This window comes from Noviherbaspirillum sp. FW303-A3 (assembly GCF_058788695.1).
Map to the genome: position 1 here is coordinate 5086043 of NZ_JBYTAZ010000001.1, position 14394 is coordinate 5100436.

Here is a 14394-nt window from a genome sequence, read left to right on the forward strand (position 1 = left end):
CCTGTGGAAATGCGGGTTTCAGGCGGAAGGAGTGGCAATAATTGCTTCGACGCCACCGGTTTTCATGATTTTTGCCAATGCTTCGGGTGGCCGGATGTCCGTGAACAGTTTGTCAACTTGTGAAATGTGGCCCATCCGTACCAGGGCCTCGCGGCCGAACTTGTTGCCGTCCGCTACCAGCCAGACTTCGCGGGATTGTTCGATGATGGTTTGCGCCACCCGCACTTCACGGGGGTCGAAGTCGCGCAGCGTCCCGTCCGGTTCGATGCTCGAAATCCCGATGATGCCGATGTCCACCTTGAATTGCCGGATGAAGTCGCTGGTCGCCTCGCCGATGATCGCCCGGTCGCGCTTGCGCACCACGCCGCCGGCGAGGATGACCTCGGAAGACGGGTTGTCGCACAGGATGGTGGCCACGTTCAGGTTGTTGGTGATGACGTGCAGGTTGTCATGGTTGACGAGTGCGCGGGCGACTTCTTCCGTCGTCGTGCCGATGTTGATCAGGAGGGAGCAGCCCGGCTTGATGCGCTTTGCCACTTCGGCGGCGATGCCGCGCTTGGCCCCCAGGTGCAGGGTCTGGCGCTGCAGGTAGTCGATATTCTCGACCGAGGAAGCCAGCCCGACCCCGCCGTGGTAGCGGGAAAGCAGCCGTGCCTCTTCCATGGTCTTGATATCGCGCCGGACTGTCTGCGGCGTGACGTCGAACTTCCTGGCAAGTTCCTCGACCGAGACCGTCTCGTGCTGACGGACGAACTCGAGCAATTGTCGCTGCCGGGGATTCAGTGCCAAGGGTGTTCTCCGAAAAAGGTCAATCCGCGCCGAATTCCCGGCGCAAACCGCATGATTTTAGAACAACTGCTCTACAACCGGCACTTTCTTGCCTGACGAAAAGTAGATAGATTGGCCTGACAAAAAGAAAGAGTGCCTGTCGTCAAGCTTTTCCGGCGGCAAGGCAGCCCGGGACGCGTCAACAGGGACCAGAAAAAAGCATCCGGGCTTTCCCATCCATTCACGAGGAGACAACATGTTCATCAAGACGCTGGCAGCGCTCGCTGCCTTCTCGGCCATCACCCTGGCCCATGCAGCGGAGGTCCGGATCGGTTCCGTTTTCGGCCTCACCGGCCCGACCGCCTCGACTGCGGCCGAAGGCATGGCGATTGCCAACGGCTACCTTGAAATGATCAATGCGAAAGGCGGCATCAACGGCAACACGCTGAAGCTCGCCGTGCGGGACGACCAGTACGACCCGAGGAAGACGCCGGCCCTGGTCGAAGAACTGATCAGCAAGGAAAACATCGTCGCCCTGGTCAACGGCCTCGGCACCGCCAATACGGCGGCCCTGATGAAATCGGGCGTCCTGAGCCAGCACCGCGTCCCGCTGGTCGGCGTATTCAGCGGTTCGGACGTCATTCGCGGCCCGGGTTCGGAGCAGATTTTCCACACGCGGGCCAGCTACACCGATGAGGTGATGAAGATTTCGCGCCTTGCCAGCACACTGGGGCTGAAGCGCGTCGCCGTGCTGTTCCAGGAAGACGGATTCGGCGCGAGCATCAACCAGGCGATTGCCAAGGCGTCCGAGACCTATGGCTTCGAGGTGGTGCAGAAGGTGCCCTACAAGCCGGGCGAGACGGACTTCACCGCACATGCCGCGCAGGTGGTCGATGCCCGTCCGCAGGCGATTTTCCTGATGGGCGTGCCCGAAGCGGTGTCGCGCTTCATGAAGGTCTACGACAAATCGAAGACCATGGCGCAGGTGTATGCGCTGTCCTTCGTGCCGGCCAAGCAGCTGGCGGATTTCGCAGGCGAGCAGCGTGTGCGCGGCGTCGGCATCAGCCAGGTGGTGCCGAACCCGGCATCGACGACACTGCCGCTGGCCAAGGAATTCCAGACCTTCCTCAAGTCGCCCTACGGCAAAGGCATCAGCTCCAATCCGCTGAACTTCGAAGTGTTCCTCAACCTGCGCCTGGCCGTCGAGGCCGTCCGCATGGCCGGTTCCAAGCCGACCCCGGAAAAGGTCACCCATGCGCTGACCTCGATGAACAGCTTCATGCTGGCCGGTTATCCGATCAATTTCAGCGAATCCAACCGCAAGGGCGCGCATTACCTGGACATCGCCGTCGTGGGCGCGAACGGCCGGTTGTCTTACTGATCGATTAACCGGAACGGCTCCCGGCGGGAGCGTTCCGGAGGTCAGAATCCCAGTTCCCGCCAGAGCACCGAGAAGAAATTGCGGACAAATCGCACGCCCGGTGCCTCCCACTTTCCGGCGATGACCACTGTACCCCGCTGTGCCTGATGCGCAGCCTCGCCGGCCTCATCCGGGGCAATGGCGAGCTTGACGCGGTACACGCCATGTTCCGGGTACCACGCGCCTTGCCGTTCACGCGCAACGACAGAGCCTCCGTGCTGTGCCGCCCACCAACCGCTCGGGAGCACGCGGGTTGCGTCCTGGTCGATACCGGTGACGACCAACCTGCGTGCGGGGCCGTCGAGGCTGTCCGGATAGAAGCGGGCGGCGTCACCGATGGCGACACGATGCACGCTTTCCTCATCGAGGAAGGTTTCCGCTTCGCTGCCATCCTTGCCGACGAGAAGTGCAAGGCGCTCATTCTTGCGAACCCACACGCCGGGGGCGAGATCCGGCTCGATATCGTGCAGCCGGCCATCGAACGGGGCTACGGGCTGGAAACGCGATGTCTCCTGCTGCAGTTCGCGCCATTCCGCTTCCGCCGTCTCCAGCTCCTCGCGGGCCGTTGCCATGCGCGCGCGCTGTTCCGAGTCGAAGGCCGCCACCGATGACACCTGCCAGCGCAACCGTTCAATGCGTGCTTCAAGCGCCTGGCGGCGCTTGTCGTTTTCCATGGCGCCAAGCGCGATCAGGACCTGCCCCGCCTTGACGTCGCTGCCTTCGGCCAGCGGCGTGGCGATCACCTGGGCATGGACCGGTGCATGAACCGGGAACACCTGGCGTGCGTGGAGGCTGCCGCCGGCCTGGATGCGGGATGGCCACGGGATGATGAACAGCAGCGCCAGGATCGCAAGGATGACGGCGCTGCGGCGCGCGCGTGCGCTGTGCCTGAGTTGCGGCCAGAGGGAGCGCCAGGTAGCGATTTCGTTTGCAATCGGGCGAAGGATGAACCACACGATTTCCACCGCGAAGAGAAAGATGCCGACGGCCTTGATGAAGAAGTGATACACCAGCAGCGCGATGGCCAGGAAAAGCGAGAGCCGGTACAGCCAGGTTCCCCATGCGAAGAGGACCAGCCCTGCGTGCCGCAGACGCGGGAAATGCTCCGGCGGCGGCGCGCCGAGTGCGAACAGCCGTTCGCGCAGGTCCCAGCGCGCGAGGTCGAAGGCACGTGCATGCAGGTTCGGCATGTCGAGCCAGTCGGAAAGCAGGAAGTAGCCGTCGAAGCGCATGAAGGGGCTGAGGTTGATGGCCAGCGTCGCAATCCACGTGGTCGTCGCCAGCGGGAAAGCGATGGAGCGCAGCAGGCCGTCCGGCAGGAGCGTCCAGGCCAGCGTGGACCAGGCGGCAATGACCAGTTCGGTGGCGACCCCGGCGCCGGCGACATGCAGGCGCTTGCGGTTGTCGCGCAGGCGCCAGACCGCGTTCGTGTCGGTGTACGGCACCGGCCACAGCACGAGGAAGGCCAGGCCCATGGAGGGCACCTGGCATCCGTATCGTTTGGCGGTCAGCGCATGGCCGAGTTCATGCGCGCACTTCACGCCCGCCAGCGCAATCGCGTAGGCCAGCAGGCCGGCAGGCGTGAAGGTGTCGGCCAGCGTTGTGGTGAAGCGCTCCCATTCGCGGAATACCTGTACGCCGCCCAGCACGAGCACGAGCAGGGTCAGGCGCGCGAAGGTCTTCGTAAACATCCAGTCGAAGGCAGGAGCAATGCGCGCGAGCCAGCGATCCGGCTTGAGCAGCGGAATGCGGAAGAACAGGTAGTGATGCAATAACTGCTTGCTCCATGATCCGCGCGCCGCGATGTGCCGGCGTGCCATGGGCTTCACCGATGCCCGAGGATCGGGCCGCAGGAGCTGGTTGTCGGAGAGGAATTTCAGCACGCCCTCGACATCGTCCGCATCGGGATGCAGCGTGGTGGCGGACCGGACTGACAGCGCGATGTCGTCCGGATTGCCGAACGACCAGCGTTGCAGGATCTCGAAGGTCATCCAGTCGATGCGGAAATACTGGTTGCGCACCGGATCTTCGAGAATGTGGCTCGGTTCGCCATTGGCGAGGATGGGGCCGGGATGCAGGGACAGCTCCTCGCGCAGCGGCGGCAGGGCAGCGGCTTCCATGGCTACCATCCGAGGAACTGGCGGATGGCAGCGAGCGGACGCCTCAGCACCCAGTACACGAGGGGAACGCGGCCGCCGGACAGTTTTGCCGTTCCGCGCAGCCCCACGCGGTGGCCGGTTTTTTCGTCCAGCGTCGCGCGCACGCGATAGGCGTAGTTGCCGTCCGGACGCTGCACGGCTTCATAGGCGACGTAGCGGATGCGCGCGGAGACCGGCGACAGCGGCGCGGCGCTGAGGTAGAGCCCGGCGTCGGAACCGGCGTCGAGGCGGATGGCATCGCCGACCGCGAGCCAGGCTTCCACTTCGATATCGTCCGGCGTCGCGATGCGCATGATGCGCTCGCCGGTTGCCACGGGGCGGCCTATCCATTCACCCGGATCGTCGAACAGTGCAATACCGTCGCGCGGCGATACCACGCGGGCGCGATCCACCTGGCCGCGCAGGAATTCGGTCTCGGCGCGGCGTTCCTCGATCTTTCCCTGCAGGCTGGCCAGCTGGTTCTTCGACTTGCCGTCGTTCAGCGCCTGTTGCAGCGCCTGGCGGTATTCGGCTTCCGCCGTGGCCAATGCCTGCTCGGCGACGGCGCGGCGGCTTGCCAGTTGCGCCTCGTCGAAGTCGAAGAGCGGCTGGTCCTTTTTCACGTGCTCGTTCGGCTTCACATGGAATTGCGCGATCACGCCTTCGAGCGGGGAGCGGAGGACGGCCGGACTGGCGGGCACCAGTTCGCCCGGAGCGAGTACCGTCAGGCGAACGGGGAACAGGAGTGCGAGCAGGAGCAGGGCGGCAACGACAGTTGCGCGCCGCTTCCACCAGGGCGTCGCTGCATTCGCCTTCCCGGCAAACATGTCCCTTGCCGATGACTTGAGGGACGCCAGGCTCCACGCATGTGCCGGACGTTTTGCTTCGTATGCATGCTGCAGGACATCGCCCCATTCGAGCAGCAGGGCGATTTCATCTTCGAGCCAGGGAATGTCGCGTGCGAGGAGAAGGCCGCCATGCGTGCCATTGGCTTCGCGAGACGCCGACGTCAGGGGTATCCACAGGCCGTAAGCGGGCAGCCAGTCGTGCCATTCATCGCCAACTTCCGGGGCGAGGGAATCGGCATCGACGGGGCCGGATGCGTGCAGTGCGCGGCAAACGCGTTCGAGCCATTGCACGTAGGGTGCATTGGCTTCGATCTGCACGACGCCGGACAGTGCGCATACGTTGCGGTCGGCGAACCAGAGGGCGGACTGCCGGTAGGGCGCCAGCGCATGGGACGAATTGACGGCCATGAAATCGAGTTCGACGCTGTCCTCGACATGCCGCGCCTGGTGGGCAAGGTCAAGCAGGCGGGTGACTCCACCCGTGCCTGGCTGTACCGGAGCATCCATCTGCTTCCTCTTCTCAGGTACGCGGCACGGGGGCGGCGGCACGCGCGAGTGACGCCAGTCGGCCATCCCTCTGGCTGGTCGTGCCGCGCTGGCGCAGCTGGTCGGACAGGCCCGTCTTGCCGGCCGGGGCCTTGTCGCTGTCCTTGTCCGCCCCGCCTTTTATGGTGACGCCGATGTTGACCCGGAACAGCGATGTCGCCTCACGGCCTTGCATGTCGCGCGCAATGACCTTGATGCGCAGTTCCCCGGTCGTGCCGGATGGCACCTCGCCGGCGAACTGGCCGGTCTGTGCATTGAATTGCACCCATGCCGGCAACGGACGGCCATCCTGCAAGGTGGCCGCGAGACGCACCACCTCCTTGGGCTGGGTATGGGCGAATGCATCTGCCGGCACGGTCAGGGAAATCCTCGCGCCGCTCTCCGTGTACTGGTCCGGCACGCCGCGGAAAACGACAAGCGCCGGTTCTTCTGCCTTCACGACGACAGTACGGAACCCCTCGGAACGCGTGTATACGTCGCTCAGATCGCCCTGGCGCTGCACCTGGATTTCGATGGGCGTATCGGATGAAGTTGCGCCACGAGAGTTGCCTACCTTGAGCGAATCGTTGCCAACCGTGCTTCCGGGGACGGCCGGCGCGGTGGTATCCGTGGGTTTTGCATCGACGACGGGGGACGGCGTGAATACGGGTGGTGCGACCTCGACGGCGGGCGGTGCGGGCGCGGGAACCGGGGCTGGGGTCGGCGTCGGCGCCGGGGCGGGTGCCGGAGCAGGAACCGGTACGGGCGCCGGTACTGGAACAGGTGCTGGCGCCGGCGTCGGAACAGGTGTCGGCGTTGGAACCGGAGTTGGAACAGGTGTCGGAGTCGGAACAGGCGTCGGCACCGGCGTTGGTACCGGAGTCGGCACCGGTGTTGGTACCGGAGTCGGCACCGGTGTTGGTACCGGAGTCGGCACCGGTGTTGGTACCGGAGTCGGCACCGGTGTTGGTACCGGGGTCGGTGCAGGCGTCGGTGCAGGAGCCGGCGTGGGCGCCGGGGCCGTGATGGTCAATTCATTGGCCGTGGTATCGGGAGACGCGTTGCCGGCGGTATCGGTGATCGTTGCCGTTACTTCGTACGATTGTCCCTGCGCGAGGGGCGTCAGGGTGCCGGAGGCGGGTTGTGCGGTTGCAAGATTCAGCGTCCATGTTCCACCTGCGGGAACGACGGTATAGGTCGCTCCGTTTACCGTCACTGCCAGCGTCTCTCCGTTGCCGGTTGTCGCGTTGCCTGTCAGCGTCGGTGTCGTGCTTGCGGTGACGAGGGTGTTGACGGTGGGGGCATTGGGCGCGGTGGCGTCGAGGACCGCATTTTGCAGCGCAGTCGCGCCGGCCAGGCTGGCAGCCGTGTTGAACACGCGCGCCTTGATGACCCAGTCGCTGCCGTGAGTGCTGGGATCGGCGATTGTCCAGTTGGTTCCGGTGGTGGTGGCTGTGCTCCAGGTGTTGCCGCCGTCAAAGGATACCTGGACGACTTCGTTCGTGCCGAGTGCGGCGCTGATCGTGCCGCTCACGGTCCGGTTCGCCGAGCCGTCCGACGTCACGAAGTCCGTCTGCGACGATCCGGTGTCTTTCGTCATCGACGCAATGGCCACGGTTTGTGCCGGCGAACCGGGATTGACCACGGTGAGCGTGAAGGTTGTACTGCCGCTCAATGCGCCGTTGCTGCCGGTGACCCGGATGCTGTAAGTACCGTTGGCTCCGGTGGATGGCGTGCCGCTGAAGGTGCGGGTGCCGGCATCGAAGGCCAGCCATGCCGGAAGGGCATTGCCGTCCGCAAGCGTTGCACTGTAGGTGAGCGAACTGTCGTCGACATCGGAGAATGCCCCGACCGTGAATGCCGTCATGGCTGAGCCGACCGTTGCGCTCTTGTCGGTCACGGCGGAAGCAACCGGCGCATCGTTCGCGCCGTTGATGGTGACCGTCAGCTTGCTGTTCGAGGTCTGGTTGGTGGAATCCTTGATCTGGTAGCTGAAAGTGTCGGTGAGCGAGCCGCCGGTGTTGAGCGCCTGCACGTCGGTGTTGCTGTTGTTGACGGTGTAGGTGTAGCTGCCGTCGGCGCCGATCACGAGCGTGCCGTAGGCGCCGCTGAGGGAGGTGCCGCCTGATGCCGAAGAGCTGGAGGCCGCAACCGCGGCCGCATTGCCGTCGATTGCGTTCCCGGGCTGTGCCTTGACCACGGTGATGCCGGTTCCGCTGTCGTTGCCCTTCACATTGCCGCCGGGATCGGTGCCGGCTGTGCCGTTGTTCGTGCCGCCGGCCTCCGATGCCGTCGCGGTATCGGCGCTCGCCGTTGGCGCGCCCACGCGGTCGTCATCGAGGCTGGAGACGTTCGTATCGGGCGTGGTTCCGGTGACGGTGCCGACATGCTTGGTGCCGGTGCCGTCGTCGATGATGGATACCGTCCCGGCGGCATTGCCGCCATTGCCGCTCGTGTAAGTCACCTTGACCTGGAAGGTCTCCGCGCCTTCGTATGGCGTGTCCTGCTCCGCCGACACGTCGATGCGTACCAGCAGCACGCCACCGGCCGGTATCGCCACGCTGCCGCTGTAGTCTGTCCATGCTGTGCCGGACCAGACTTTCAGGGTCTGGTTCTGGTCGATGTCGGCAAAACCGCTGCCGCTGCCTTCGATCAGCTGGAGGGATACGCTGTAACCGGCGGCTCCGGTGACGCTAACGATGGCGTAGTTCGATCCTTCGTTGATCAAGGGGCTGCTGACCGCGATCGTACGGTCGTCGTCCAGGCTCGCGGTAGAGGTATCCGGACTGCCGCTGGTGACGGTTCCCGGATAAGTGACGCCGGTGCCGTCGTCCTTGATCGTTGCGGTGCCCGATCCGTTGAGGGAGGTGCCGCCCGAAGTGCTGGTCGCTTTCAGCTGGAAGGTTTCCGCGCCTTCGAAGACATTGTCCTGTTCGGCCGCGATATCCGCGCGCACCAGCACCGTGCCGCCCGCGGGGAAGGTGATGCCGTTGCTGTAATCGACCCAGCCGGCGCCGTCCCATACCTTCAGGGTCTGGCCTTCGACGATATTGGCGTAGCCGGATCCGGTCTGTTCGATAAGTTGCAGCGAGGCGGTATGGCCTTGCGTTCCGGTGACGGTAAAGACCACGTAGTTCGACGCTTCGTTGACAACGGGGCTGCTTACCGTGAGCACGCGGTCGTCGTCGAGGCTGGCTGTTGACGTATCCGGGCTGCTGCTGACAACGGTGGTGACGTTATTGGCCGTATTGGTGACCGTCGTGACTGTGCCCGGATAACGCGTGCCGCTGCCGTCGTCGATGATGGTCATCGTGCCCGATGCGCTGCGCGTGGTGTCGCCGCTGGCGAATGTAGCCGTGAGGCTGAAAGTCTCCGCGCCTTCATACGGCAGGTCATGCTCGCCCGAAATGTTCGCGCGCACGAGCAGCTTGCCGCCCGACTGGATCGCGGGGAGGTAGGCGCTGTCGTAGTTCTCCCATTGGGTGCCGGTCCAGTACTGCAGCACCTGCGCCGTATCGACGTTGGCCTTGCCGGCGACCGTTCCGCCCGCACTGTCGTTGACCAGGGTGAGGGATACCTGCTCGCCGGTGTTCCCGTTCACCGTAAATATGGCGTACGTCGACGCTTCATTGACGGTCGTGCCGCCGACCGTGAGGCTGCGGTCATCGTCAAGACTGCTGGTCGAGGTTGCAGGCGAGCCGTTCGTCACGGCGCCGGTATGTTTTGTCCCGGTTCCGTCATCCACGATGGTCGCGATCCCGAGCGCGGCGTCGCCACCGCCGAGGTTGGTGACCACCAGTCCGAATGTCTCCGCGCCTTCGTAGCTGGTGTCCTGGGCGATGGCCGCGCGTACCAGCAGGGTGGATCCCGTCATGGTGACGGAGGTCCCGTTGTAAGCCTGCCAGGCCGCGCCGTCATAGTAAGACAGGCCGGTTCCCGTGTCGGTGCCGACGGTCGCGGTTCCTCCGGCAAGGGTGAGGCCAACGATCTGGCCCGCACTGCCGGAAACGGTAAAGATGGCGTATGGGGATGCTTCGTTGACCGTGATGCTGTCGACCGACAGCGAGCGATCGTCGTCGAGATAGTCAGGGTATCCGGTGTCTCCAGCAGCGTTCGGCGTGCCGTCGTTGTTGGTATCGAGGAACACGCTGCCGGTGCCGTCGTCCTTGATCGTGGAATTGCCAGAGTACGGCGTGCCGTTCTTGTTCGAGGCCGTGAGCCGGAAGGTTTCCGCGCCTTCGTAGGTGCCGTCGTTCAGGACGGCGACGCGCACCAGCATGGCAGTGCCGCCTGCGGGGATGGCGACCAGGCCGCCGGTGTAGGTGTTCCAGGAAGTGCCGTCGAAATATTCCATGCCCGGCGAAAAATCGATGCCGCTTCCTGCATGGCCCGTGCCTGTGCCGGTCGTGGAGAGTGCCAGGGAAAGCTTTTGCCCGGCGACACCGACGACGCTGAAGAATGCGTATGGCGACGCTTCATTTACCGTCGTTCCGGTGACAGTCAATGCGCGGTCGTCGGGCGTGACAGTGATGCCGATGGTGTCGACATCGGAGAGGCCGGCAGCGTCGGTCGACGTCATCGTCAACGTGTCGCTGCCGCTGAAATCCGCTGCGCCCTGGTATCGCAGCGTGCCGAGCGCGCTGTTCAACTGTGCCTTCGTCCCGCTCAGGGTCAGGGTGAGCGATCCGTTCGCGCCGGCGGATACGGTTGCTCCATTCAGGTTGTCGATGGTCAGGGCGCCATTCAGCACAGTGAGCTGAACGCTCAGGCTGGTATCGTCGGCATCGGACACGGAGAGTCCGGTCACGGTGACGGAATTGCCCTCGGCGACAGTGGGCGATGTGCCCGGCAGCGCATTCACCGGCGCATCGTTGGCGCCATTGATGGTGATCGTCAGCGTGGCCGTAGATGTTCCGCCGTTGCCGTCACTGACGGTATAGGTGAAGGTGTCAGTGAGCGTGGCTCCGGAGGCGAGGGCTTCGACAGTCGGATTGCCGTTGTCGAGCGTATAGGCAAAGCTGCCGTCCGCGTTCAGCGTCAGTGAGCCGAAATTTCCCGCGGTCGCCGCACCGACCGCGCCGCCGGTCAGGCCGGACACGGTCAGGCTGTCGCCTTCCACGTCCGTGTCGTTGGACAGGACGTTTCCGGTCGGGTTGACGCCCGCACTTGCGTTGGCGATTCCGCCGGCCTCGATCGCCGTAGCGGTATCGTTGGTTCCTGTTGGCGCATCGTTGGCGCCGTTGATCGTGATGGTGAGCGTCGAGAGCGCAACGCCGCCGCCAGAATTCGTCATCCGGTAGCGGAACTCTTCGGTGAGCGACTGTCCCGATCGCAGCGTGTTGACCGTGCTGTTGCCGTTGTTCAGGGTATAGGTGTAGCTGCCGTCGGACTTGATGTTGACTGTCCCGTACAAGCCGGCAAGATCGACTCCGCCGGATGTCACCGTGGTCATGGCCGCGTCGTTGGCCGCCCATGCGTATGTGACTGTTTTCGACGAACCCGAGTCGTTGTTCAGCACATTGGTTGATGCTGTCGACGAAATTGAAGCGGTGTTTTCCGTGATCGAATTGGTATCGGCCGCTGCAGTCGGCGGGGCCGAATTGGAGACATTGATTTCGATCTTGAGGACAGCAGTCGATGCCAAGCCGGCGGCATCCTGTACCTTGTAGGTAAAGTAGTCGTAAACGGTGCTGGTGGGCGAGCCCGTGACGGTGTAGGTATATGAGCCGTCCTGCTTCAGCACCAGCGTCCCATAATCACCGGTGATCGACGTGCCGTTGGATGCAAACTGCACATTGGTTCCCAGCGCGCCGCTGACACTCTTGCTGAGAGTGACGAATGAATAGGCGCTGACGGTCGATACATTCGATACGGTCGTGTCGGACTGGACTCCGGTGCCGGTGACATTCATGCCGGACGTGATGGTTCCTCCTGTGAGGGAGGACACGGCAATCACATTGGCGTCGGCGGCTCCCAGCGCGTCTACCGTGAAGCTGTTTCCGTCAATGGTGATGGTGGAAGTGCCCAGGGTCACCCAGTCCAGCGCCGCTTGCGTGGAGAACGTGACCGTACGCGTGCCGGAATTCGTCGCAATGCCGGTAACGGTCGTGCCGGCCGGGATGCCGGTTCCGCTCACCGAATCGCCCACTTTCAGGTTACCCGCCCCCTGGGTCTGGAACGACAGGTAGGTCCTGCCTTCTACGCCTTCGACGGCGCTGCCCGATCCAACCGACGTCGGCGTTGCCGACAGCGTCTGTCCCTTGCTCGCCTGGACGACCGATTTGCTGTCGCTGCCATCCACGTCCGTATCGTTGGTCAATACGTTTCCGCTCGGGTTGATGCGGGCGGACGGCGTGGACGCGGAATGCACGGCAAGATTGAAGTCGCCGCTTGCAACCGGCGCATCGTTCGCCCCCTGGATAGTCACGGTCAGCGCGGCCGAGGACAGGAGACCGGCGGCATCCTTTACCTGGTAGTTGAACGTCTCGGTGAGGGTGTTGGACGTGAGGCGGAGCGCCTGCACCGTCGCATTGCTGTTGTCCACCGCATAGGTGTACGCGCCGGTGGAGCTGATGGTCAATGTGCCGTAGAGGCCGTTGATGACCGTGTTTGTCGCGACAAGCGTGCTGGCCTGGGATGCGCTCGATGCCGACGCTACAGTCTTGCTGTCGCCACTGTCAATGTCGGTGTCATTGGACAGCACGTTTCCCGCCGGACTGGTGCCCGCCGTTCCGTTGCTGGTGCCGCCTGCTTCGACTGCAGTCGCCGTGTCGGCCACACCGGCCGGCGCATCGTTCTGCGCGGAGACGTTGAACGTGATGGTATTCGGCGACGGGTCGGTATCGACGCCGCTGTTTGCGGTGCCGCCGTTGTCGCGCACCTGGAAGGTGAACGAGGCATATGTCGTCCCGTTGGCGTTTGCCGCCGGCGCGTAGACCAGCTTCGTGATGTCTGCCGCCGCAATCTCCTGGCCGGCGGTGACGGCGACGCCGTTCAGCTTCAGCGTACCTGCGGAGGGCAGGGTGGCGATCCGGACCGCCAGCAGGGAATTGGCGGGATTGTCGGTGGTGTCCGCAAAGCCGAAATCAGACGCTGCAAACGTGTAGGAATTGTCTTCGAGGATGGTGACGGTCTTGTTCGCGCCGGACGGTGCGTCATTGACGGGCGTGATCGAAATCGTCAGCCTTCCCGAAGCCGTCGCCTGGCCGTCGGACACCGTGTAAGTGATCACCGGAACAGGACCGGTGTAGTTCGCCGCCGGCGTAAAGGTGTAGCTGCCGTCGCTGTTGACGCGGATCGTGCCGACGCCGGAAATCGCCTGGTCCTGCCCCAGCGTCCCGGTCGCCGCGCCGATCTTGAATCCGGTGACGGAGAGCGTGTCGTAGTTGACGTCCGTGTCGTTGCTCAGGACATTGCCGCTGAGCGATCCGTCTTCGACAACGGATACCGTATCGTTGGTTGCCACCGGCGCGCTGTTCGGCACGATCAGCTTGTTGAGCGCGGTGTCCACCGGGTCGGAGCTGGTGCGGTAGGTGCCGCCGGCGCTGAACTTGCTCGCATCGAGGACGAGCAGGTAGCTTGTCTCGGTAGCGTCGCCGCCTGCGCCGCCGTCGCCGATCGTGGTCGTGGTGCCCCAGGCGTAGAAGAACAGGCCTTGCACCACGCCGTTAGTCTTGAACAGCCGGCTGATGACACCGTCGACAGTCTTGACCTGGCCGGCGTTGTCCATATACGAAAGCGTGCCGGCGACATTGTTCCCGGAAAAATAGGGCGCGGAAGGATCGGCGGAAGTGAACTTGAACCGGGTACCGGCGACCGTCGTCACGTTCGCAATCTGGTTGGCTTCCTGGCTCCAGGAACTTGGCGTGCCCTTGTACGCACCGGCGAAGGTGAAGGAGGCTTCCTCCACCTCGTAGGCTGTGCCGTCGACAAAAATGGTGGAGCGGTCGTCTTCGCCGGCGATGCGCAGGCGGTCGCCTTCGCCCAGGTCGAAGTGCAGGACGGCAGCGGCGAATGCTTCGCCTTCATCGCCGCGGGTATCGGCGCCGCGGTTCAGGGCGGCGTCGATGCTATGGCCGAATTCTTCGACGAACACACGGGTAATCGCGGCCGATGCGGGATGCGTGGCAAGCCAGTCACGGTTGATGAAGATGGCGGGTTTGTCGCCAGGGCCGTTGGCTGCGAATGCCGCGAAACCGCCACCGATCTCGCTTCCGCTGATCTCGATCACTTGTACGGTATGGTGTCCATCGAGGATGTCTAGGCGCAGGGCGCGTGCCGCATCCAGCCATTCCCCGGAAGCTTCCTGCCGGCCGCCGTTGAAGAGCTGGAAGAGCGTGGCATCGTCGGGATGGTCGGCGAGGTAGCTGCGGATGGCTTCCGCCGCGTCTGCAGCCGCATCCTTGACGGCGCCTTCCTGGGCCTGGAGGTTGAATAGTGCCTTTTCGGCCTGCATGTCGCGCGGAGCGGCCGCAGGTTCGGCGGGGGAACGGGTTTCCGCGGCTGGCTTGATGGACGGCTGTTCGGCGCGTTGCGCTTCGCGCACGACGGCATCGGCGGCCTGCCGGGCCGCGAGCGCCGCATCAACGCCGGCGCCGTCAAACATGATGCGCGCTTCCAGGGCAAGGGGGCGGGGCTTTGCCGTGACAAGCCGGTTGCGATTCCTGTTCGTTGTCTTCATGTTCTGGTTCCTTGG

At 64.1% G+C, this 14394-nt stretch carries 5 protein-coding genes; 1 reads left to right on the forward strand and 4 read right to left on the reverse strand.

Annotated elements, in window-relative coordinates; translation table 11 throughout:
* Positions 1 to 18 precede the first annotated feature (18 nt).
* A complete protein-coding gene (locus tag AC3WOY_RS24410; protein WP_492429397.1) occupies positions 19 to 783 on the reverse strand; it encodes a DeoR/GlpR family DNA-binding transcription regulator in 765 nt (254 codons plus the stop codon).
* Between the two features lie 241 nt (positions 784 to 1024).
* Here AC3WOY_RS24410 and AC3WOY_RS24415 point away from each other — a divergent pair, with 241 nt between their 5' ends.
* Complete coding sequence (locus tag AC3WOY_RS24415; RefSeq protein ID WP_492428543.1) at positions 1025 to 2149, forward strand: ABC transporter substrate-binding protein; 1125 nt, start codon at positions 1025 to 1027, stop codon at positions 2147 to 2149.
* Between the two features lie 41 nt (positions 2150 to 2190).
* Here AC3WOY_RS24415 and AC3WOY_RS24420 read toward each other — a convergent pair whose 3' ends face one another.
* Genes AC3WOY_RS24420 through AC3WOY_RS24430 form a run of 3 tightly spaced genes read right to left on the reverse strand, consistent with a single transcriptional unit; the run spans position 2191 to position 14379 of the window.
* Entirely contained in the window at positions 2191 to 4308 is a 2118-nt protein-coding gene (locus AC3WOY_RS24420) for a secretion protein HylD (RefSeq protein WP_492428545.1), read from the reverse strand.
* A 2-nt stretch (positions 4309 to 4310) separates the two neighbouring features.
* A complete protein-coding gene (locus AC3WOY_RS24425; RefSeq protein WP_492428547.1) occupies positions 4311 to 5681 on the reverse strand; it encodes an efflux RND transporter periplasmic adaptor subunit in 1371 nt (456 codons plus the stop codon).
* A gap of 13 nt (positions 5682 to 5694) precedes the next feature.
* Positions 5695 to 14379: a cadherin-like domain-containing protein gene (locus AC3WOY_RS24430; protein ID WP_492428548.1), complete on the reverse strand. Its 8685-nt coding sequence runs from the start codon at positions 14377 to 14379 to the stop codon at positions 5695 to 5697.
* Positions 14380 to 14394 lie beyond the last annotated feature (15 nt).